Source organism: Psychrobacillus mangrovi (genome assembly GCF_037104765.1).
GTDB lineage: Bacteria > Bacillota > Bacilli > Bacillales_A > Planococcaceae > Psychrobacillus > Psychrobacillus mangrovi.
The window spans coordinates 121,115-143,411 of sequence record NZ_JBAWSY010000005.1 but is presented as its reverse complement, the minus strand read 5'-3'; the positions used below and the strand labels follow the sequence as shown (position 1 = coordinate 143,411).

The following is a 22,297-nucleotide window of genomic DNA, read 5'->3' as shown; positions in this document are numbered from 1 at the left end:
GTAACTTGGCACAAAAAGCTATCGTTAAAGTATTTAAAATGGGAATAAGAAATTCAGCTAAGGCAGTGATAGTTAAAGATGGAAAAGTATTGGCCGTAAAAATACATGAAAATGGTGGGACTTATTATATTCTACCTGGTGGTGGTCAAAAACATGGTGAAAATCTTCACCAAGCTTTAGAAAGAGAGTGCAAAGAAGAGTTAGGTGCGGAAGTTGAAATTGGAGAGTTGATATTTGTACGAGAATACATTGGAAAAAACCATGAGTTAGCTGCCTATCATTCTCATGCACATCAAACTGAGTTTATGTTTTTGTGTAATGTTAATCAAGATACATTTATTAATGGGGAAAGTCCAGACAAGGGTCAAATAGGTACAGAATGGTTACCAATTAACGATTTGTTAGAGTATAAGTTATTTCCTCAATCATTAAGAACTCATTTAATTTCTTATTTTGACAGTGGAAAAGCTAAAACTTATGTAGGTGATATTAATTAATTTCTAATACTTCCTTATTCAACTAACGGGTGCTTTAGTTAAATATTCGATATCCGAAATGTTTAATCATTATTACAAAAAGCCCAATACAGAAATAAAAAATAGCCCCTATTTTGATCGATAATTGTTCAAAATAGGGGCTATGATTTTCTATACAAATCAGCATCTATATCTGTGTTTTAATCAATCTTTATTCCAAGTTAACATTAAGAATTTTTTGTATGGAAGTTACATACCCTGCCTTATATATCTGATTGCCGTTTTCTTTTACTCTGCCATAATTATCGGTAGTCCATCCCTGATGGTTCATAAATTCGTTTGATATGGCATTTCTCAGTGCATCTATTTCGGTATCTGTCAGATTATAAGAAGGCTCGACTATAACGACATCCTTATTTTTGTTTATATCGTTTATAGGACGTATATCAATCGTAAAGGTTGTTTGTTCCTTAAGCAGAGAGTTTTCTCTTTTGAGCTTTTTATTCTCTGCCATAAGCATACCAACCAATGCCTTTGTTGTTGGTTCGGAGATACTTGCTAAGATATCATCGTTTACGGTTGTTCTCTTTTCTTTTTTAGGCTTTTTAGTGGTAGTTTTATAGTATTCAGCCCACTGGCTTATCAAAACTCTGTAATCCTCGGCATTTTTGTTTCTAAGTGCCTGTTCACTTGGACCGCCATCATCTGCTATCATTCTGGCTATAGTGCCAATGGAAAAATCTTTTATGTCAGACTCGGCCTGTTTTTTACAGGCGTTATTTATGAGCTCTAATGTTTTCTTTTTCCTTGTAGAAGCGTTCTCGTAAAACTTTGAGAACAGTTCTTCTGGATGCATTTCCATCATATATCCTCCAATACATTAATTATGCTTGATCAATAGTAGGACTATCTATATTGGTAATAAATTACTGTTAAAAGTCACAGATTTAAGTTCATCAACAAACTCAATCTCAAACCCGATTTCTTCAAGTTTCTTCCGCCCGATTGCATAAGGAATAGCATCTTTTAAACTACCTGCACGATTAATCAAAAGCCTCATGAATTGATTTCCTGCAATGAGCTGTTCTTCTTCTGTTAATGAGAACATAACGGGCATTTTATTGTTATTTTTAAATGTTAAATCTATGATTTGAGACCTTTGAAGAACTGCCTTGCTTGCATCTGTTTCAGGAAACAGTTCCGCCCCATTACAGATGATTTGAAGCTGTTCAAGTTCATGTTCAATATTATTAATAGAAATTCCAACATCCGATATAGAACCTACGGTAACAAGCTGAAATCCATCATCAGAAGATGTTTCTTTGATTAACTTCATGCTCTTATCAATAAGACGAAGAGTGGCATTATAATCGTTTGCTAGCTTATCATTCTTCTGTATCTCCTGTGCATATAATTGCTCATATTTAAGCAATTCATGATGTTTTGTAAATATGGTTCCATTAAGTTCACATTCATATTTTTCATTTTCTAAAAGTTCTATATCATGCTGATATTTAATCACTCGTTTTCCTGTTTCGCCCATATTGTAGCCTATGGTATTAAAATGATGCACTAAGCCCGGAAGAAAAGCAGGACTAGTTACGAACCATCTACATCTGACACAGTTCTGCTCTGGAAAACCCGGAACAACACCATAAGTGATTTTATCCGTATCATCATTAACATATGTGCCACCTGAATCGCATCCAAAACAGCCTGTAGGACAAATTCCTTTATCACTTATAATAATACTTGCACCTGATTTTTGAGCGTTGATTACTGCCTGATAAGCTATTGGGTCATTGGCAGCTACACTTGTTTCTAACTGATCATACTTTGCATCTCTAATAAATCTATCAAAAGCTTCTTTATCATTTTCAAGAATGCTCTTTTCAGCCTGATTCATTGTATCTGTAACATATGAAATACCTGCTTTTGTATAATAAAGAGTCATAATGAGTCTTGCGTGACCTGCGATAGCCTTTGAAAGAATAGGCATTGGAACTCCACCTTCAAGAGCATAGGCAGTTATAAGTGATACTCTGAGTGAATGAAGGGGATAATAAGTCGTCGTTTGATTACTGTCTGGACGCACAAATTTTAATGTTCTTTCTTCTTCGGATAATGTATTTTCTTTAAGCTGAATCTCAAGCTGTTTAAGTGTCTTATACCAAAAAGTATCCATTCCTCTTACTCCTATTGGCAAGTGTTCCTGTCCTATTGAAGTAGGATTTCTGAAAAGAAATGTGATTTCCCCCATTTGTTTTAAAATCCTCACATCTTTTATATGTCCTAAGTGGTTACTTTTCAGTTCTGTCCATTTTGCAGGTTGAGAAATAGGATTGTACTTCATCTGCCAATCCCTAAGTTTTACAAGCCAGTATTGTGCTTCTTCGTACTGCCAAGGAATGTCATAACCTTTATCGGATTCCTCTTTGTTGATGTCTGCTGTTTTATTCGTGTTGATAAAAAAACCTGTCATTTCAAGCTGCGTTGTTTTGTCTTTGAATTTACGAATAACTCCTCTTTCAAAAGGATTTCTTTCTGTACCCTGACTTAAATGTGAATCATTCTTAATCCATTCTCCAGCCACATTTCGCAAAGACTGCACATACTTATAAGTATCCATTTCTCCACTGTCAAGCATACGGACCTGATAAGTCCTCAAAGGAAGAAGGAGCTTTGTCAAAAGCAACACAGTAGTCCCCGGAAACCACATCTCATATACTTCTTCAGAAAGTCCTTTTCTTCTCTGTTCATACTTGGAAGTTTTTCTGAATCTGTAAACACAGTCTGTGTCATTTTTATCAATAACAGACTTATCAACAATGAACCAATCACCACCTCCACCTGCTCTACTTACATCGCCTGAACTTTGTGCAAATTTCAAGTCTTTAAAGCAGGTTGCATTTGGAGGGCAGAGTATATTACGAAGGTCTTTAATGTATCTATAAGGCAGGACATTCTTATCTGATTCATTACGTTGCGATGATTTTACAGAGTCTGGTAAGTATTTTGTTAGAGGATTTTCAAATTCTGTTGGAGTAAGCTTGTTTCCTAAATCATCTTCAACCGAAAACTTCTCCTCAATAATCCAGTCAATAAATTCAACAATCTTTTTTGCTTCAGCTAAAGCATGGGATTGTGAGTCTCTTTCTGCATAAATAATCTCGTAAAAATCTGGTATGTCATATTCTATTGAAATGAACTCCTGCACAGACCTAGTGATGTTATAGGGAATTACATATTTCTTAAAGAAGTTTGATAGAGATACAAGTGCTTGTTCTTTGTTTCTTACAATCATTTTTATCCATTCAGTGGAAAATTCATTCCATTGCTGTAAATCTGAATCATATTCTAAAAGCCATTCGAGGTTTTCACTCCTAGACGTTCCATGAAGCCTTAACTCAAGTTCTCTTTTCCTTGCTTTTTCCTTTAACTGTTTAAGCCTCAGATTTTCTTTTGGCGATAATGCATGATCACCAAAAGCTTCGTTTTTAATAAAATCTCGGAGCCATTTCATAACAGTATTATTTTTAACACCATATTCTCGCTGAATATCCATTGATGTTTTGCCGTTGCAAAGTTCTTCAATCATTTTATACTTAAAAAAATTATCATAACTTTTTCTTCCCATTTATTTTCTCCTATATCTGTATCTGTTCAGCTGTTTAGTTTCTTCATTCATCCATGCATCAATCTCAGCCTGCATTGGAAGTTCACAACCATTATCCAAAGATGCAGTGGCATTATTTAGTGAAGCTGTAACATCTGCAACTGTTGGCTCTGTGTATACTTTCTGAGACTCTATAGATTTGTGGTGCATGGCAATTTGTTTGATGCGGTCAGGTATATTGGCATTTTTAAGTCTTTGACCATATGCGTGTCTATGTCCGTGTGGAGTAGTGCCATCTTTCTTTCCGACTATCAAACCAATCTTTTCAACCGCTTTTTCGTGAGACTCCCTCTGAGTCCTAAGTGGCATCATTTCTCCTAGTGTTTTAGGCGAATGTGAGACAAAGGCAAATGGGTGAGTATCCTTAATGCCATCTCTTAACCTTTTCGCCATATACATTTTCCATACATACATAAAGATGTATCCCCACTCCTTTGACAACCAGTAAACATGCATGTATTTATCTTCATCGTTATCAAGTCTTGGCTCTTTCCACCCTGCAAATCGTTTGTCCTGTGCGGAATACATATTGCGTGGAAGCAAACCATATTTTAATAGCAGATAGCTTTCTCTGTCTGTTATATATTTACCAGTAGTAGGGTTCTTGAAATCCTGCGGGGCTTTTCCTTCACTTGGATGATAGATTCGTACCACAGCAAGATTTGGATCTTCATGGTCAGGGAAGACGTCCTGTACCCATAAATGAAATACTTCACTATGCCTAAGTCCACCGCCATGCATCAGTATAGTAATGGCAATATCACGCCAGTTATAACGGTCAACAAGGTCTAATTCATAGTTCTTTCTTGTATTCTTAAACCCTTCCCATAGGAGATCATGTATTTTATTTTCGGGGAAGGCTTTTGTATCTCCTTTTGATGAGTATGGTTTTCTTCTTCTAACAGCATTGCGAGCTAATTTTGCAGTTTCAGAGATTTCATGAACATCATTTAAATGCCCTAGAAATGAGTTCTGACTTTTGTTTATCTGTGCCATCCAGTTAAGTCGTTCTTCATATCTTGTGGCTTTTCTCCAAGGGTTTAATTGAACAGCTCCATATTCTTCATATAACCAATCTGATAACCCATTTAAAGCAGATAAAAGCATATTCGCTGTTTCAACTCTTTTAGGTAACCAATAAAGTCCCGAAGGGTCTATACCTTCTTCATTTATTGTTCCTGAATAAACAGACTCCGTAAATGTATCAAAGAATTCTTTTGGAGAAGAATAATATTTCTGATTAGCTTCCATATAATCAAGCAATAGTCCAACAGCTTGTACTAACTTCTTATGCCAAGTTCTGCTTTTACTACGATTCCTTATTTGATATCTGTGTAATTGTTCAAAAAGCATTGTCTCTCTATTATACTCAACTAGAAGAGTAGGAAAGTCTATGCTCCTGCCTGTATTATCCCTATATGTTTTTGAAGATACCTGAACATATCTCATATATATCCTCCTATACTTATAGTTTGATTATAATATTACATATAATACCATGGATATTTACATATAACTACAATAAAAAAGGTACTACATCATTAAAATGTAATACCTTTTTAATAGTTTGATTATAAATATTTCACCCTAGATAATATTAAACCTGACACTCCTTTTATTATTTTTGCCTTTTTTAATGAACCTTCCCTCCACTTGCATAAAGTGTATCCTGCAAGTGTTTCACTTCCGTTTTTATTTTATTAAATCCTTCTATTTCAGGAACTTGTCTTTTAGAAAACTCTATTTCCTGTTCTGCTGCTTTAGCCAGTGTTTCAAACACGAGCAGTATTTGAGAAAGATCACTATCGGATAATATCGGACGATCCTTGAATTTGGTAGAAGAATCTAATAAATAACCAAGCTGTCCAACTGAAAGAATTACCGGGAAATATAAATCCAATCGTTCCTTATCTCTAGGGATTTCTCCTAATGCGGTATTGTACATAATTTTTAAATTAGTGAGATTTGTCTGCATTTTACTGCGTTCTCTGGAATGTTCAGGTTCAACAAGGGAAGATCCCTTCGAAAATAGTGTCAGTAAAAGCTGTTGTTGACTTCGAATGGTTTTAGCTATTGTATGCGGAAGAATACTAGCAGCACTTTTACGATTTATAATAAGCGTGCCAATCAAGCCAATTGCACAACCGATTAGTACATCGATGACACGAGCAGATGCAAAATAAGAAATATCATGTATTTTTGTTGTGCTTTCTGCAAGCAATAATGCATTCGGTGTAATAAATAATGCAGCGATCCCATAATTTAATACAATTGCAAGCTCTGTCAAAAAAGTAAGCAGAAATATAGCAATGGCAATAACATAGCCATCTGGTTGAAAATAAAGGATAGCAGTGGCGGTTAGAATCCCGATAATTGTACCAAGTGTTCGCTGAATGGCACGGTGAAATGTCGCCATAATGGTTGCACCTGATAAAACTGCAGCACATGATAAAGTTACCCAATATGATCGATTAAAATCAAAGGAAATAGCTATAAGCGCTGCGATCAATAGCACAAATCCATAACGCAATGCATATAAAAACACGACAGAGTTTTTATCAAAAGCACCACCAAGTATTACACGAAGGGACGGCTTCGAAATACTCACCCTGCGAGTGTTGCTTGATATAGGCTCATTGATGATAGTAACTGCTTCATTCACCATTTCATGTAAAGGATGAGCAGATATTTTAAGATAAGGTATCTCTTTCGGAATTTTATAGTCGATAGAATTTGCGATAGATTGAATCGTATTTCCAATTTCCTTTGGAAGCATTTTTTCTAGCTTGTCTCCGTTTTCTAGAATATATAAAAAGATGTTATTTGCTTGCTCTTTCAATAAAACAAGTTGTTTAAATGTCTCCGATACTCTCCACGGAATATAACCAGATAGAAGCATTTCTTCTGCCGAATTCAACGAAGCTCCAATCTTTTCTTTGGAGTCATCAAAATGCTCCGTTCCAAAAGAATTGATAAAAGTAGCTAGATCGGAATACACTTTCTTTACTGCAATTTTTTCAGGCCCATGCGGATTTTGAATCCAGCCCATCATTCCAATGATCCAAGAAAAAGCACCACCTATAAAAACTAGCCCAGCACGTAGTGGGGCAAGAGACGTATCTATAGGCATTCCTGTCCCCATCAAAAATGTCAATACGAAGAAGATTGCAGCAGGACCTGTAATTCGGAGAGCGCCAAATAGAAAAGTAACAATAGCACCAATAATAGCTACAACAAATGCAGACACATAGGGATAAGGAGCAAACATAGTACCGAGACCCATTGCAATAGATAGTCCCACTAATGCAAAGAATAACTTTTTAGCACGAAAGGCATAAGGTATGTTGAAGACATACAAATAGGTCAAACCACCGAGGCCTGCAATAAGTCCATATTCAAGATTACCGAATAGATATCCAATTAATACAGGCAAACCTGCACAAACACCGGCACTAAAAGCTTTGGTCCAAGGAAGAGGGTTATTATTCACGGCGAAAGCTTGTTTGATGGTTAATAACAGCGTAGAGAAGAGTGTTTCAGAAGTTTTATTTCTCAAGTAGATTCCTTCTTTTTATATTTAATATTCTAATTATATCGCTGAAAATCAAGAATAACAAAAAGTAAGCATGTTATCTTTAATTCCAAAATGAATATTAATTTTATCCTTCTATGAAAAAAACTATTTGAAACTTTTTATTTAATTCGATCGTATTGTTAGCTAACAAAATACCAAGGGGGATCTCTTTAATGTCATTTTTTAATAAAGTCCTTGCAAGTGTAGGAATTGGTGGAGCAAAAGTAGATACGAAACTTGAAAAGTCAGAGTATGTTGCTGGTGAAACAATGAGAGGTGTAGTTGAAATTTATGGAGGGAATATAGAACAACAAATAGACTCCATTTATTTGACTGTGTATACGATTTATATTCGAGAATCGGATGATAGAAAATACACAGATGTTGCTTCGGTGATCAACTATAAAGTAAACGAGCCTTTAACCATTGGAGCAAATGAAACGAAAGTAGTTCCATTTTCATTTGTGCTGCCAGTGGATACACCAATTACTATAGGAAACACAAGAGTATGGGTTGGCACAGGACTAGATATTAAAAATGGAGCAGATCCAAAAGACAAAGATTTCATTGGAGTAAGACCAACAAGCCTTGCTGCACAGATTTTAAACGAAACAGAACGACTTGGATTTACATTAAGAAAAGCGGAATGTGAGCAAGCATCCAGAAGATATCACAATAAGTTTCCGTTTGTTCAGGAATTTGAATTCGTACCTATTAGCGGCGTGTATAGAGGAAGACTAGATGAATTAGAAATCTTGTTCCTTTCACAAACGGAACAATCTGCAGATATTCTTATTCAAGTAGATCGTAAAGCAAGAGGGTTTGGAGGATTTCTATCAGAAGCATTAGAAATGGATGAAAGTCACATTAAGCTTACAATCACTACAAGAGATCTACCGAATCTACAGGAAAAATTAAAACAAGTAATTACTCAATACGCTTGAAATATAAAACCCTAGAGATAAATTTGGTTTCTAGGGTATATTTGACAGTCATACTAACCAGTGGTTATAATGTAACCAATGGTTAGTGATGGGAGGGTGTGAATAAATGAAAAGCAAACATGAGCAGCGTTCAGAAGATACAAAACAAGAGATTTTAAAATCTGCAGGGCAATTATTCGCTGAAAAGGGATATGATGCCGTAACGATAAGAGAAATAGCGAAGAATGCAGGTTGTTCACATACGACGATTTATCTTTATTTTAAAGATAAGGAAACATTGCTTCACCAACTTTCTATGCCATCTTTACAAGAATTACAAAAAAAATTCGACCAAATTTCGAAAATAAATTCATTATCTTCAGAAGAAAAATTAAAAGAAATTAGTCGTGAGTATATTAAATTTTGCCTACAAAATCGAAGTATGTATGATATTTTTTTCAATGCTAAATCTTCTAGGGTAGATGAAGAACCTGAATTAGAGATCAATAAACTTCGAATAGAAATTTTTGAAATAATGAAAGAGCTCATTCAGAAAAGTCTTTCTCTACCGAACAATGATCAACTACTAGCCTTTGCTCGTATTTATTATTACAGCTTGAACGGCATTTTGAGTACGTACTCATATCAACATGAATCGCTTGGAGTGTTAATCGAAAGACTTAAACCGACGTTTGACCTTGCAGTAGATATTCTTATTTTAGGTTTTAAAGAAAAATTAAAGTAAGGAGAATGATGATGAAAGCAAAAAAGATTTCGGATCATATTTGGAGTTTAAAAACATGGATGATTATTCCGATTCACGTATGGGTTGTTGTGGATGAGGACGGGGTTACATTAGTGGACGCTGGGATGCCAATGATGGCAAAAGGAATTATGAAATTTATTAAACAATTAAATGCTGGTACTTTGCAGAGAATTCTATTAACACATGGACATTCGGACCATGTTGGAGCGGTGAAGGAGATTTTAAAAAGTAACGAAGTGCCAGTGTACGCCCATCAAATAGAAATTCCTTATATGGAAGGGGAAATTGTATATCCAAAAAGAAAAAAACTAGAGTTGAACTTACCGAAAAAATTAACTCAGCCACTCTTAGAAGATAAGACTGGCAACATGCAATCGATTGGTGGACTTACACCTATTTTCACTCCTGGACATTCTCCAGGTCACGTCGCTTATTACCACGAAAAGGATGGAATATTGTTAGGAGGGGATCTTTTCACTTCAAAGAAGGGAAAGCTTCGTTCTCCAATGCCAATGTTTACGGCAGATATGGCTCTAGCGGTAAAAAGCGCGTCTGTCTTAAGTGAGTTAAAACCAAAATTGCTAGAAGTGTGCCATGGCAATGCAGTGATACGTCCGGCCGATCAGTTAGAGGACTATGTTCGCAGTATGGAGATAAAGCTAGGTGGAAGATTATCATGATAATCGCTCAATATACTGTGTATGGTTTATTTTTTCTAATGGAATTATGTGCGCTAGCCGCATTTTCGTATTGGGGTTTTCATCTGAACAAGGGCTGGTTTTTAAAATTATTATTTGGAATTGGTACCCCTCTTCTTGTTGCTATTTTCTGGGGGGCATTCATTGCCCCTAAAGCCAATTTTCCTGTAATTATTCCAGTGCGAATTATTTTACAGCTAATTATATTTGCTTTAGCAACTGCCTCCCTATATTTCTCTGGAAACAGTAAGCTTGCGGTTATATATGGAGTAGTAGTAGTGATAGGTATGATTTTGATGTATACAGGAGGTTGTTAGCTATGTTTGCAGGACATTTCGGAATATCCGCTGCAGTGAAAAGTAAAACCCCTGAAACGCCACTATGGTCGCTAATCGTCAGCACACAATTGCTTGATATTGTGTTTATTCCATTTAATTTGGTAGGTTTAGAGAACATAGAATCCATTGGAAAAGGTGGATATGGCAATGCTATGATCTATGCATTCTACACGCACTCTTTAGTAGGCTCAATTATCCTATCCGTTTTAGCAGCATTGCTAGCTAAAAGATTTTGGGGTAGGAAATCTGGGATTATCACAGGACTCGTCGTATTTAGCCACTGGATTCTTGATTTTATAGTTCACCGCCCTGATATGCCATTTCTACCAGGTAATATTGGTAATCTTCCTCTCTTAGGATTAGGTCTATGGGAAATGGTTCCCGGAAGTATTCTGCTCGAGGCATTATTACTTGCAGTCGGTTGTTTCTTTTACTTTAGCTATGCCCTGCAAAAAGAAGGATCTGCACACAAGGGAAAAGGGATTATGGCAGGTTGCGCGATGACGGCATTTCTTTTACTTTCATTTTATTTTGGGGTCTACCTATAATTATATAAATTTTTTATGGAATTTGTTTCTTATTCCGAGTTAGTACAACAAATGTCGAAGGTGTATATAAAACTATATAAGCTATTTAATAAGACCAGAACGGATTTTAGTTCTTGGTTTTTTTTCTGTTTAGCAATTTCCAATTGATATAGTACAATTAATAAAAACAGAAAAATTCATAGGAGATGATTCATATATCAACAGATATGGAAACTCAAATTATTGATGATATTATGTATCGGATTGTTTCAAGGTCAATGGAACATGGGGAAAAGCTCCCTTCAGAAAATGAACTTGCAACGAAGTATAAAGTACCAAGAATGACGGTAAGAAATGCATTGACGAAGTTAGAAGAACGAGGTTACATATATTCCAAGCAAGGAAAAGGAAGATATTTAAAAGAAGAAGCCATGCAAATTCAATTGCATCTTACAGGAAAAACTAGTTTTACAGATAAGATGAAGCAGGCAGGTTATGAATTAAAGACTGAAAACTTTGTTTGCGAAAAGATTGATTATAATGAGCAAATTTATAAGATCTTGAATTTAAACAAAGAAGAAAGTGTCTTTAAGGTGGCAAGAATCCGCTATATCAATGAAGAGCCGATTGCTATTCATTCTTCCTTTGTAAGTGAAACAATGTTTCCGAGGATTGCGGAAGATGGGCCTAATATCGAGTCGATGTTTGCCTATTATAGAAACCTAGGTTATAAGGAATTTACAAGTAAAAAAAGCTTGTTGAGTATTACATTTCCTACTTCTAATGAACAAAAGTTACTGTCATGCAAAAGCATGGTGCCACTTATTGTTGTGGAGAGTGATTGTATTGACGTTGCCTCCAATAAAGTATTAGAACACACAAAAATACTTTATCGAAGCGACAAGTTTAAATATGACATCACGATGGAATGAAAAGGTGAGTACAGAATGGTACTTACCTTTTTGTGTTTGGCTATGTTAAAGGAAAAGGTTGAGTTATCTTAAAATAATTATTATTGGAACTATGCTATCAAAGATGGATTATAAGCATCAGAATTCACCCAAAAATATGAATACCTATTTGGAAAGGGTATATAACCTAAAACAATTAGAAAAAGAATTATTCATTTTTTTCTCAATTCTTTTTTGTTTATTTTAGTAATGAAGTAGCTGGATACTTAAAGGTCAATACCAATGATGCTCAGTCTGAAAAAACGGGTGATGAATCACTTGAGATCTAGAGGATTTATATAAAGAAAAAATTTCAAAAAAATGGCCATGGTAAATATCTGCTGAATAAAGCTATGGAAATTACGATGGAAAGTAATAAAAAGAAAGTCTGGTTAGGCGTATCGGATAAAATGAAAATGCTATTAATTTTTATAAGAAAATGGGGTTGTTCAGACTGGAGCCCACTCTTTTTATATGGGTGATGAAGAACAAATAGACATTATAATGACCAAAACAATTATATAAAGTATTATTGACAAAGGTACTACTTCGTAATACTATATACTAGTAGTAAGTAACGCTGATTATCTGTAACACTAAATACCTGTTTTACAGAGTAATAAAAAAATATAAGTAATATACGGAGGTAAACATTGGAAAATATTACAGAAATGCTGAAAGGGGTGCTTGAAGGTTGTGTGCTTGAAATCATCAGCCGTGGCGAAACTTACGGCTATGAAATCACACAACAGTTGCGAGAACTTGGCTTCACTGATGTAGTTGAAGGCACAGTTTATACGATTACCATGCGGCTTGAGAAAAACAATCTGGTAGACACCGAAAAAAAGCCATCCACTATGGGACCGCCAAGAAAATTTTACACACTCAACTCAGCAGGTCAAGAACAACTCGAGATTTTTTGGAACAAATGGGAATTCGTCTCAAGCAAAATTAACGATCTCAAAACAAAAATAAAATCAAAAGGAGAAGTAATATGAGTATTTTTGAAAAAATTATCGGAAGTCTGGATGACAAGCGGGAATGGAAGGCGATGGAGGCGCGTGCGAAGACACTTCCAAGTGAGTACAGCAACGCTTACAAAGCTATCCAAAAATATATGTGGACCACTGGTGGTCCCTCCGATTGGAAGGACATCAGCCGTATCTTTGGCGGAATTCTCGACCTCTTCGAGGAAGGTGCAGCGGAAGGCAAGAAAGTTACTGACCTTATGGGCGAGGACGTGTCTGCTTTCTGCGACGACTTGGTGAAGGATGAGCAAACTTGGAAGGACAAATATCGCAAGAAGTTGAACGATACGATTGGTCGTGGCTAACAGTGAATTCCAAGTGGAGTTGCGCCTAGCATCGACACTAACCACGCAAACCTTCACTGGGGACGACTTGGCTTCCTTTCCGCCGAACTAGTGGCTACCGTTATAACCTATGTCTACAATTATCGTGAAGATTTGAATCAGGGTATCATGATGCGATTGGGAATAAAGTAAATTCAATAGATAATTCATACTGAATAGCTGGTTACAAATGTAATGTGTCACCTTAACTATTCAGTTATTTTTTTAACTTGGTAGTAAGTAATACAGAATATCAGTCAGACAGAGTAGTGTAGTATAGCCAATCTAGCGCCTTGATGCGCTTTTTATAAGGAGGAGAAAAGTATGAGTAATGCAGCGATTTCTGTAAAAGGGTTAAAAAAATCCTTTAAAGATAAGGAAGTCTTAAAGGGGGTGGATTTTGAGGTGAGGCGAGGTGAAATCTTTGCACTGCTGGGTTCAAATGGAGCAGGCAAGACGACGACGGTTAACATCCTCTCGACGCTTATGAAGCATGATGGCGGCGAAGTCGGTATTTCCGGCTATGACGTCCAGCGTCAACCGGATCATGTTCGCCAGAGCATCAGCCTTACAGGACAGTTCGCGGCTTTAGATGGCATGCTCACCGGTCGGGAAAACCTGATGATGATTGCCAAATTGCGAGGAGTTTCCAATCCCGCTCGAGTCGTCGACAATCTGCTTGCAAGATTCAGTCTGACCGATGCTGCCAACAGCCGGGCAGATAAGTATTCCGGCGGGATGAAGCGTCGGCTTGACATCGCCATGTGCCTGATCGGGACACCAACGGTCATTTTTCTCGATGAACCGACGATAGGGCTTGACCCTGAAGCCCGGATTGAGGTCTGGGATACCGTCAAGGAGCTTGCCGGCGGAGGTACGACCATATTGCTGACGACACAGTACCTAGAGGAAGCCGAAAAACTGGCGGACCGAATTGCCATCCTACATGACGGAAAAATCATCACGACCGGTACCCTTGCTGAGCTCAAGGAGATGTTCCCGCCAGTGAAAGTGGAATACATCGAGAAGCAGCCGATTTTGGAGGAAATTTTCCTCGCGATCATCGGCAAAAAAGGAGGAAATATAAATGAAAAATAAAACAGGGGTATTACTAGGGCGTTTAATGCGCAATATCATGCGTAGCCCGGATACGATTATCACGGTGGCGATTACACCGATTATGATGATGCTTCTGTTTGTCTATGTATTTGGCGGAGCTATACAGACAGGCACGGACAACTACGTAAATTATTTATTGCCGGGAATCTTGCTGATCACTATCGCATCCGGTGTCGCTTATACTTCCTTGCGGTTATTTAATGATGTAAAGAGTGGGCTGATGGCGCGTTTCATTACCATGCCCATCAAGCGCTCGTCGATATTGTGGGCTCACGTGTTGACCTCGCTTGTTTCCAATGCGCTTACTGTTGTGGTGGTTATCGTCGTTGCACTATTGATGGGCTTCCGTTCTAGTGCTGATATCCTGGATTGGCTCGCGGTAGCTTGGATACTCGTTCTGTTTACGCTCGCGCTGACATGGCTTGCGGTTATTCCCGGATTGAGAGCGGGGTCTATGGAAGGGGCGACAGCCTACTCGTACCCGCTGATTTTCCTACCGTTTATCAGTTCTGCATTTGTCCCCACTGAAACCATGCCTAAAATTGTTCGTGTTTTCGCTGAGAACCAGCCCGTGACTTCAATCGTAAATGCTATTCGTGCCCTCTTGTATGAAGGGTCTGTTGGCAACGGTATCTGGGTCGCTCTTTCCTGGTGCGTTGGAATTATGGTCATAGCTTACTTCATCGCCTGTAAAGAATTTAAACGGCAGTTAGGGTAAGTACACCATTGGAGGTACATTTTCCTAGCTCATCTTTATGTGATTTTTTTCCTATGAAATAACATAGTTATGGCACTTAGAATGGGAAGTTTCTTAGTCTTAACTTATCTGAGGTTTCCCAGATTCCGAGAACACTCGCCAAGATAAGCTCTTTCTCGTACAAATCGATTTTCCAATTGTCGAGGAATTGAGTCCACACTAAATAAAGTTTTAAATAATTCGTATAATAATTTAGATAAATAATCCTAAACGAGACCAAATCTCTGACGAAAGCAACCAAATACAGCTTAAAAGCAACTAAATCCAAAGTAATAGCAACCAATACTCAGATTTAATAAATTTCTACCCGGACAGGTCTAGCACCTGTCCTTTTTATATCTAGAATTCAGCTTCTTCCCCCCTAGAGGAAACATAGAAATTTCCGCTTTTCCCAACCAATTGTTAAGGACATTTACAAAAGCTTTACGGAGCCTTAAAACACAAGCACTTGGCGACAAGTTAAGATGAAGTTGCAAAGGAGGATTCATCCCTATGAAAAGAAGAAGAAGAACCGAGATTCTCATCGAAGGTGATGCCCAGTTGGCGCAAAAGTTTGCAGAATCCATTATGGACATATATGAATGCCGAGAGATTCTGTCACCTCAATATGGGTTGACTATGATCAAAATGCGAGAAACGGCTAAAAACTCCCTATTTTATATAGGAGAAGTCCTTATAACAGAAGCAAAAGTGGAGATTAATAAACGCATCGGTATCGGAATTGTTGTAGGTATGAAAGACGAACTTGCACGACATTTAGCGATTATCGATGCAGCATATAAAGCACAGTTACCAGAAACGATAGCGTGGGAAACAGTACTTATAGAAGCAGAAAAACAAATTAATATAGAACGTGCAAAAAGGCAAGCTGAACTATTCGAGACGAAAGTTAGCTTTGAGACGATGGAAATTTAATATAACCAATAGGAGGATAATATGGCAATTGATCAAGTACATGATTTGCAACAAGTTTACAAAAAAATATTGCACAGTATGTCGAGACCAGGCACCATTTCGTCACTTTCTGAAATCGCAGAACGAGTGGATTATAATCTCCCTTGTTACAATGCAACTATTTTAAGTGCCATGACATTTTTAGATGCAGAGTCTACTTTTCATATCCTTTCCGAAGAGCAAAAAGATTTAACCGAAAAAATTTCAGAATATACATCCTCACGATACGCACCTATTAACGAAGCGGACTTTGTCATTGTGCTACGCGAAGATACAGATACAGCAATCCAAAGAGCAATGCAACAATGTAAGAATGGCACACTTATTGATCCACAGTTGTCTTCCACATGGATTATTGAAAGTACTCCACTTTCCGACAAAGGGCCATGGGTGTTAGCAGGTCCAGGGATTGAACATACGTCCCAAGTGCAAACACGATTTGATCAATCTTTGTGGCAGGCTAGAAATGAAAAAACGAAGGAATATCCGCTGGGAATAGATTTGATTTTCACAGATGAATATGCACAAGTAGTCTGCATTCCTAGAACAACTACAATTAGTAACATGGAGGTGAGCTAATGGGTTACGTTCCAGTAAAGGGAGGCACACAGGCGATTGAGGCATCTATTGACCGATTGAAATATGAAAGGTTAAAAGGCCAAGAAATTATAGAAATTAACACGATCATGTCAACGATGCGTGGAATGGTTGATCAGGTAATGTCAGAAAGCAGTTTGTATTCACCATACTTAGCTGCATTAGCGATAAAGCAGGCGGAGGGAAGTATGGAAGAAGCGGTTTTTCTCATGCGTGCTCACCGATCCACTTTACCACGTCCTTATTATAGTCAAACTGTTGAACCAGAAACGATGCTTGTTGAGCGCCGAATTTCGGCAAGTTTTAAAGATATCCCAGGTGGACAATTATTAGGGGCAACTTATGACTACACACATCGTTTGCTCGATTTAAATTTATTAGAAGAAAGCCAGGAAGAAAACTTGCAGTGGCTACAACATTATCACGATCAATTAAAACAAATAGAAGCCTTCGATGAAGTAAAGTATTTTCCTAAAGTAGTGGATTACTTACGTGAAGAAGGACTTTTTGAAACACATGAGGCAGATAATACCCCTCCTATTGATATTACAAAGCAAAGTTTACAATTTCCAACTTCGCGCAGTGAAAGGCTCCAAGTTCTCACACGTGGACAAACGGGTGCGGTCACATCTCTTGGATATGCTTCATTGCGAGGATATGGGCAGGTACATCCGACGGTCGGGGAAGTACGTGTAGGATCACTTCCTATTTATGTGCAGCATCCAAACGAAATGGAACACAGTGCTGAAGATGAGTTTTATATCGGAGAAATTAGAGTAACCGAAGTGGAGTCATTCGTGCCAACAAATGTGAAAAATGAGAACAACGAATATGAACTAGAGTTAGAGATTGGCTATGGCATTTGCTATGGGCAAAACGAAACAAAAGCCATCGCTATGAGCATTTTAGATCAGTGTTTGGAGCATCCCGAATCTAATTTTCCGTCACATGATGAAGAATTTGTGTTATTGCATATAGATTCTGTCGAGTCTACAGGATTTATTTCTCACTTGAAGTTACCTCATTATGTTACGTTCCAATCTAAATTGGATAGTATTCGCCAAGTGAAGAAAGGGGTGCAGAAGGTTGAAAGCTAACACACATTTTGCATTTTTCGATGAAGGATCTAAGAAGGAAATTCGTCGTGCAATTATGAAGGCAGTAGCAATTCCAGGGTATCAAGTGCCTTTTGCTTCGAGAGAAATGCCAATCGCTCGTGGTTGGGGAACAGGTGGATTGCAAATCACCCTATCGATCATTGGTCAATCTGATGTGCTGAAGGTAATTGATCAAGGTGCAGACGAATCTGTAAATGCTGTCAGTATAAAAAAACTTGTTCATGAAACGACTGGCGTTGATATTACAGAGAGAACTACAGAAGCATCTCTCATTCAATCAAGACATCGCATACCAGAGGTTCCTTTAACAAAAGATCAAATTCTCGTCTTACAAGTACCTATGCCTGAACCACTTCGAGCGGTGGAGGCAAAAGAATATAGAACAAAAAGAATGCATGCTGAAGACGATTATAGTGGTGCATGGCTAATGTTATTCGAACAAATCATGAAATACGGAAAAACGGCTACTGCAGCAGACCATCCAGTTTACGTAAATGGTCGATATGTAATGGCACCAAGTCCTATTCCTAGATTTGATAACCCAAAAATGCATCATTCAGAAGCGCTAATCCTGCTTGGGGCAGGACGGGAAAAGAAAATTTATGCTGTTCCCCCTTATACCAATGTGAAGTCTCTTGCTTTTGAGGATTATCCATTTACAGTCGAATCGTTTGAAGGTCAGCAATGTCACTTATGTGGTTCAGCAGGTATCTTTTTGGATGAATTGATAGATCAACAAACTGGGAAAACCGTATATCAATGTAACGATACAAGCTACTGCATGGACCAGTTGAATCAGAAGGAGAAAGCTGAGGTGCAAACAAGCTATGCATGAGGAACCGATATTAGAGGTTAGAAATTTACGAAAGCAATTTGGAACAGGGTGTTACAAGTGTAGAGAACTTGGAACTAGAGAGCTAGAGAAAAATTTCTGTAAACATTGTGGGACAGTGTATGCTTGCCAAGATATTTCATTTGATTTATTTCCAGGAGAAATATTAGGGATTGTCGGCGAAAGTGGAAGTGGTAAATCAACGATGATGCAATGCTTATACTTTGATGCAGATGTCACTTCAGGAGAAGCGTATATTAATAATTCTATATTAGCTAGGCAAAACGTTTTTGAACTATCCTCCCAACAAAAACGTTCAATCCGAAATCATGTATATGGCATGGTATACCAAAACCCAGTTCATGGCTTAAAAATGAACTTTTCTTCTGTCGGTAATATCGCAGAGAAATTAATAGCAGCAGGCAATCGCAACGTAGCAGTTATGGAATCAACGAGTAAAAAGCTGTTGGAAAGCGTGCATATACCTTTGCATCGAATGAAAGAAGAACCACGAAACTTTTCAGGTGGGATGCAACAAAGAGTTCAAATAGCAAAGGCATTGTCCAACAACCCACCTATTCTTTTTTTAGATGAAGTCACTACTGGATTAGATTTATCCGTACAGGCAAATGTACTGGATTTAATCAAGAAAATACAAAGAGATTTGGGAATTAGCATGATTGTCGTATCGCATGATCTAGCCGTTATACGGATGCTAGCAGACCGCACTATTGTTCTGTTAAATGGAAAAATTATTGAACAAGGCTTGACCGATCAAGTACTTGAAGACCCACAACATGAGTACACGCAGCAATTAGTTTACTCATTATTATAAGAGGAGCGGTGACTTTGTACATTATTCATAATGGGAAAATCATTACAGAAGAAGCAATAATCGATGGATATGCGGTTGTCGTGCAGGGAGAAGTCATTCAAGCGATTATCCCTCAAGAATCGGTGGTAAATTATTCAGATGCACAGCTAATCGATGCAAGAGGAGGATACATATCCCCTGGATTTATTGATATTCATTCCGATTATATTGAAACAATAGCATCGCCAAGACCTACTAGTATGATGGATTTTAATATTAGTTTAAGAGAAGCAGAGAAAATATTGATTAGTCATGGAATTACAACGATGTTTCATTCACTTTCCTTTTACCGTGAAGACGTTTTTACCCATAAACCAATGCGCAATCCGAAAAATATTCAACGTATGGTCGATGCAATTGACGCTACACATAACGAGCTACATTTAATCCGTCACCGGTTACATGCTCGTTTTGAAATAGACAATGTCGATGAGATTGATAGCCTTGTTCAAAATATCGAAAATGGCAAGGTGCATTTGTTGTCATTTATGGATCACACACCAGGACAAGGACAATACCGCAATCTAGAAGTGTATCGTGAAACGTTAAAAGGATACCGCAATATTTCCGATGACGATGTAAATGTATTAATTGCGGAAAGACAAAGTACTGAGTTTTTAACAATTGAGAAAATAAAAGAAGTGGTGGAACTCGCTATATCAAGAGGGATTGCTGTCGCTTCGCATGACGACGACGAAATTCAAAAGCTTGAGCTAGTAAAATCTTTTGGAACAACAATCAGTGAATTTCCTATAACGCTTGAAGTGGCAAAAAAAGCAAAGGAAATGGGTTTACATACAATCGCAGGGGCACCCAATGTACTGTTAGGGGGTTCGCACTCCGGAAATCTTTCGGCAGCAGAAGCTATTGCGAATGAATGTGTAGATATTCTATGCAGTGATTACTATCCAGCTGCACTACTCCATGCCATCTTTGACTTGCATGAAAAGCATGGCAATGATTTACACAAGATGTTTATGATGGTCTCGTTAAATCCTGCTAAGGCGGTAAAAATGGATGATGAAATAGGATCGATTAAGGTTGGAAAGAAAGCAGACATTCTAGTGATTGAAAGAATGGAAGACGGGTATCCGATGCTGACTACAACAATGGTAAACGGAGCTTTGATAACAACAACGCATTACCGGATCAAATAATCAAACGAGGAGGTAGTGAGATGAAGATGTTAGATGTCAAAGAGTTTGGTAAACGATTCACCATTCATCACTTGGGCAAAACGATTCCAGCAATTGAGCACATTAATTTCTCATTGGATGCAGGAGAATTCATTGGCATTATAGGGAAAAGTGGTAGTGGTAAATCGACGATATTAAAGAGTATTTACCGCTCTTATTTACCTGATTCCGGCAATATTTTTTATAACTCCGAGCGCTTTGGACTAGTTGATTTAGCTAATATATCAGAAAGAGAAATGTTGTATTTACGCAAATATGAGATTGGCTATGTGTCACAATTTTTAAATGTCATGCCGAGAACGACTTGTCGCCAGCTTGTTATTAATGCATTGCTTGAAATGGGTGAAACAGAAGAAATTGCACTTGTAGAGGCAGAAAAAGCATTAACACATTTTGAAATGGATCCAAAATTATGGGATAGCTACCCCAATACATTTTCCGGTGGAGAAAAATTGAGATTAAACATAGCGATGGCAACCGTGAAAAACCCACGATTGTTATTACTAGACGAGCCAACTGCAAGCCTAGACCAACAATCAAAAGTAAAGGTTCGCGAAATGATTGAGAAATTAAAAAACCGAGGAACTACTTTAGTTGGAATCTTTCATGATATTGAATTTATGGAAGGACTTTGTGACAAGGTTTACGATATGCAAACACGAGAAATGACGGTTGTGAAAGAGACAGTGGGCAATGAAAGCTGATTTACATGTTCACAGTAGATACTCAGACGGATCAGAGTATGCAGAAACTGTAATGAAGCAGGCAAGTCTACGTGCTGTTACACATCTTAGTTTTGTTGATCATGATACCGTCAAAGGTCTTCCGGAAGTACTGGAGCTAGGAAAAAAATACGGAGTAATAGTTATACCTGGTATTGAAATCTCAGCATTCGACTATAAAAGAAATCGTAAAGTCCATGTGCTTGGATATAACTATCATCCTAGTGCAACGCATATTCAAACTATTTGTGACCCATTGTTAAAAAGACGTCAGGAACATTCTCTTTGGCAAATAGAACAAATAAAATCAGTGGGCTTTGAGCTGGATGTTGAGGCGATTAAGCGTTCTGCTGAGCCATCCGAGACAATTTACAAACAACATATTATGAGCAATCTAACAGATGCAGCCTATATATCTCCAGAGTATAAGCAACTATATAAAAGCCTCTTTAAAAGTACTGGTGTTGCCTCTGGTGATATCGAATATATCGATGTATTTGATGCTGTGCAGGCAATTGTAGCAGATGGAGGAATAGCAGTAGTGGCGCACCCTGGGCAGTTGGACTCCTATGATTTGATTCCAGAGCTTGTGGAAGTTGGCTTAGGTGGAATTGAACGAAACCATCTAGATCACACAGTGGAAGATCATCTAAAGGTAGAAGCTTTGGCTGAAAAATATAGTTTGATAATGACAGGCGGTTCAGACTTTCACGGCTCTTACGGAGCAACAGTTGAAATTGGAGAGATTATCAGCCCTTATTTTGAGAAGTTGTAAAGAAGGTTAATAGTTGTTGAAGATACTGTAAATTTACACAATTGGTAAAAAATTTATGTTTCAATAGAAACGTA

23 protein-coding genes and 2 pseudogenes are annotated in these 22,297 nt (G+C 37.6%); 20 read left to right on the top strand and 5 right to left on the bottom strand.

Annotated elements, in window-relative coordinates:
* Window positions 1-5: 5 nt before the first annotated feature.
* Window positions 6-497: an NUDIX domain-containing protein gene (locus tag WAX74_RS09505; RefSeq protein WP_336497419.1), complete on the top strand. Its 492-nt coding sequence runs from the start codon at window positions 6-8 to the stop codon at window positions 495-497.
* 190 nt (window positions 498-687) lie between these two features.
* Here the strand turns inward: WAX74_RS09505 and gmtX are convergent, their stop codons facing one another.
* The 4 genes from gmtX to WAX74_RS09485 all read right to left on the bottom strand — a co-directional run bounded on the left by gmtX (window position 688) and on the right by WAX74_RS09485 (window position 7,708).
* Window positions 688-1,341, bottom strand: coding sequence for a gamma-mobile-trio protein GmtX (gene gmtX, locus WAX74_RS09500; protein WP_336497418.1), 654 nt, complete (start codon window positions 1,339-1,341; stop codon window positions 688-690).
* A 45-nt stretch (window positions 1,342-1,386) separates the two neighbouring features.
* Window positions 1,387-4,113: a gamma-mobile-trio integrase GmtZ gene (gene gmtZ / locus WAX74_RS09495; protein WP_336497417.1), complete on the bottom strand. Its 2,727-nt coding sequence runs from the start codon at window positions 4,111-4,113 to the stop codon at window positions 1,387-1,389.
* Entirely contained in the window at window positions 4,114-5,601 is a 1,488-nt protein-coding gene (gene gmtY / locus WAX74_RS09490) for a gamma-mobile-trio recombinase GmtY (RefSeq protein ID WP_336497416.1), read from the bottom strand.
* Between the two features lie 184 nt (window positions 5,602-5,785).
* Window positions 5,786-7,708, bottom strand: a complete 1,923-nt coding sequence (locus WAX74_RS09485; RefSeq protein ID WP_336497415.1) for an FUSC family protein — start codon at window positions 7,706-7,708, stop codon at window positions 5,786-5,788.
* 191 nt (window positions 7,709-7,899) lie between these two features.
* On the opposite strand from WAX74_RS09485, the gene WAX74_RS09480 reads away from it, so the two are divergent.
* The 11 genes and pseudogenes from WAX74_RS09480 to WAX74_RS09430 all read left to right on the top strand — a co-directional run bounded on the left by WAX74_RS09480 (window position 7,900) and on the right by WAX74_RS09430 (window position 15,116).
* Window positions 7,900-8,670 carry a sporulation protein gene (locus WAX74_RS09480; protein WP_336497414.1) on the top strand — a complete coding sequence of 257 codons (771 nt, stop codon included), beginning with the start codon at window positions 7,900-7,902 and terminating at the stop codon, window positions 8,668-8,670.
* A gap of 106 nt (window positions 8,671-8,776) precedes the next feature.
* Window positions 8,777-9,394 (top strand): TetR/AcrR family transcriptional regulator, encoded by a 618-nt coding sequence (locus tag WAX74_RS09475; protein WP_336497413.1) that lies wholly within the window; start codon window positions 8,777-8,779, stop codon window positions 9,392-9,394.
* Window positions 9,395-9,402: 8 nt separating this feature from the next.
* The gene (locus tag WAX74_RS09470) at window positions 9,403-10,095 is read left to right on the top strand and encodes an MBL fold metallo-hydrolase (RefSeq protein WP_336497512.1); all 693 of its coding nucleotides are present in this window, start codon (window positions 9,403-9,405) and stop codon (window positions 10,093-10,095) included.
* Window positions 10,092-10,430 carry a YrdB family protein gene (locus tag WAX74_RS09465; protein ID WP_336497412.1) on the top strand — a complete coding sequence of 113 codons (339 nt, stop codon included), beginning with the start codon at window positions 10,092-10,094 and terminating at the stop codon, window positions 10,428-10,430. The genes WAX74_RS09470 and WAX74_RS09465 overlap by 4 nt, the downstream gene beginning before the upstream one ends.
* Window positions 10,431-10,432: 2 nt before the next feature.
* Entirely contained in the window at window positions 10,433-10,999 is a 567-nt protein-coding gene (locus tag WAX74_RS09460) for a metal-dependent hydrolase (protein ID WP_336497411.1), read from the top strand.
* A 206-nt stretch (window positions 11,000-11,205) separates the two neighbouring features.
* A complete protein-coding gene (locus tag WAX74_RS09455; protein ID WP_336497410.1) occupies window positions 11,206-11,910 on the top strand; it encodes a GntR family transcriptional regulator in 705 nt (234 codons plus the stop codon).
* A 91-nt stretch (window positions 11,911-12,001) separates the two neighbouring features.
* Window positions 12,002-12,453, top strand: a pseudogene (locus tag WAX74_RS09450) (GNAT family N-acetyltransferase).
* Between the two features lie 128 nt (window positions 12,454-12,581).
* A complete protein-coding gene (locus tag WAX74_RS09445) occupies window positions 12,582-12,926 on the top strand; it encodes a PadR family transcriptional regulator (RefSeq protein WP_336497409.1) in 345 nt (114 codons plus the stop codon).
* On the top strand, window positions 12,923-13,261 hold the full coding sequence (locus WAX74_RS09440) for a DUF1048 domain-containing protein (RefSeq protein WP_336497408.1): 339 nt from the start codon (window positions 12,923-12,925) through the stop codon (window positions 13,259-13,261). The genes WAX74_RS09445 and WAX74_RS09440 overlap by 4 nt, the downstream gene beginning before the upstream one ends.
* 342 nt (window positions 13,262-13,603) lie before the next feature.
* Window positions 13,604-14,377, top strand: a complete 774-nt coding sequence (locus tag WAX74_RS09435) for an ABC transporter ATP-binding protein (protein WP_336497407.1) — start codon at window positions 13,604-13,606, stop codon at window positions 14,375-14,377.
* Entirely contained in the window at window positions 14,367-15,116 is a 750-nt protein-coding gene (locus WAX74_RS09430; RefSeq protein WP_336497406.1) for an ABC transporter permease, read from the top strand. Before WAX74_RS09435 ends, WAX74_RS09430 begins: the two co-directional genes overlap by 11 nt.
* Window positions 15,117-15,192: 76 nt before the next feature.
* On the opposite strand, the pseudogene WAX74_RS09425 reads toward WAX74_RS09430, so the two are convergent.
* Window positions 15,193-15,339 (bottom strand): annotated as a pseudogene (locus WAX74_RS09425) (IS1595-like element ISSpps1 family transposase); the annotation flags it as partial.
* A 308-nt stretch (window positions 15,340-15,647) separates the two neighbouring features.
* Between WAX74_RS09425 and phnG the strand changes: the two are divergent.
* The 8 genes from phnG to WAX74_RS09385 are packed head-to-tail and all read left to right on the top strand — an operon-like array spanning window position 15,648 to window position 22,223.
* Window positions 15,648-16,070 carry a phosphonate C-P lyase system protein PhnG gene (gene phnG, locus WAX74_RS09420; protein ID WP_336497405.1) on the top strand — a complete coding sequence of 141 codons (423 nt, stop codon included), beginning with the start codon at window positions 15,648-15,650 and terminating at the stop codon, window positions 16,068-16,070.
* Window positions 16,071-16,091: 21 nt separating this feature from the next.
* Window positions 16,092-16,688 (top strand): phosphonate C-P lyase system protein PhnH, encoded by a 597-nt coding sequence (gene phnH / locus WAX74_RS09415; RefSeq protein ID WP_336497404.1) that lies wholly within the window; start codon window positions 16,092-16,094, stop codon window positions 16,686-16,688.
* A complete protein-coding gene (locus WAX74_RS09410; RefSeq protein WP_336497403.1) occupies window positions 16,688-17,803 on the top strand; it encodes a carbon-phosphorus lyase complex subunit PhnI in 1,116 nt (371 codons plus the stop codon). Before phnH ends, WAX74_RS09410 begins: the two co-directional genes overlap by 1 nt.
* Window positions 17,793-18,659: an alpha-D-ribose 1-methylphosphonate 5-phosphate C-P-lyase PhnJ gene (locus WAX74_RS09405; protein ID WP_336497402.1), complete on the top strand. Its 867-nt coding sequence runs from the start codon at window positions 17,793-17,795 to the stop codon at window positions 18,657-18,659. The genes WAX74_RS09410 and WAX74_RS09405 overlap by 11 nt, the downstream gene beginning before the upstream one ends.
* The gene (locus WAX74_RS09400; protein WP_336497401.1) at window positions 18,652-19,491 is read left to right on the top strand and encodes an ATP-binding cassette domain-containing protein; all 840 of its coding nucleotides are present in this window, start codon (window positions 18,652-18,654) and stop codon (window positions 19,489-19,491) included. Before WAX74_RS09405 ends, WAX74_RS09400 begins: the two co-directional genes overlap by 8 nt.
* A 14-nt stretch (window positions 19,492-19,505) precedes the next feature.
* On the top strand, window positions 19,506-20,687 hold the full coding sequence (phnM, locus tag WAX74_RS09395; RefSeq protein WP_336497400.1) for a phosphonate metabolism protein PhnM: 1,182 nt from the start codon (window positions 19,506-19,508) through the stop codon (window positions 20,685-20,687).
* Between the two features lie 20 nt (window positions 20,688-20,707).
* Window positions 20,708-21,430 carry a phosphonate C-P lyase system protein PhnL gene (gene phnL / locus WAX74_RS09390; RefSeq protein ID WP_336497399.1) on the top strand — a complete coding sequence of 241 codons (723 nt, stop codon included), beginning with the start codon at window positions 20,708-20,710 and terminating at the stop codon, window positions 21,428-21,430.
* Window positions 21,420-22,223 (top strand): PHP domain-containing protein, encoded by an 804-nt coding sequence (locus WAX74_RS09385; RefSeq protein ID WP_336497398.1) that lies wholly within the window; start codon window positions 21,420-21,422, stop codon window positions 22,221-22,223. The genes phnL and WAX74_RS09385 overlap by 11 nt, the downstream gene beginning before the upstream one ends.
* Window positions 22,224-22,297 lie beyond the last annotated feature (74 nt).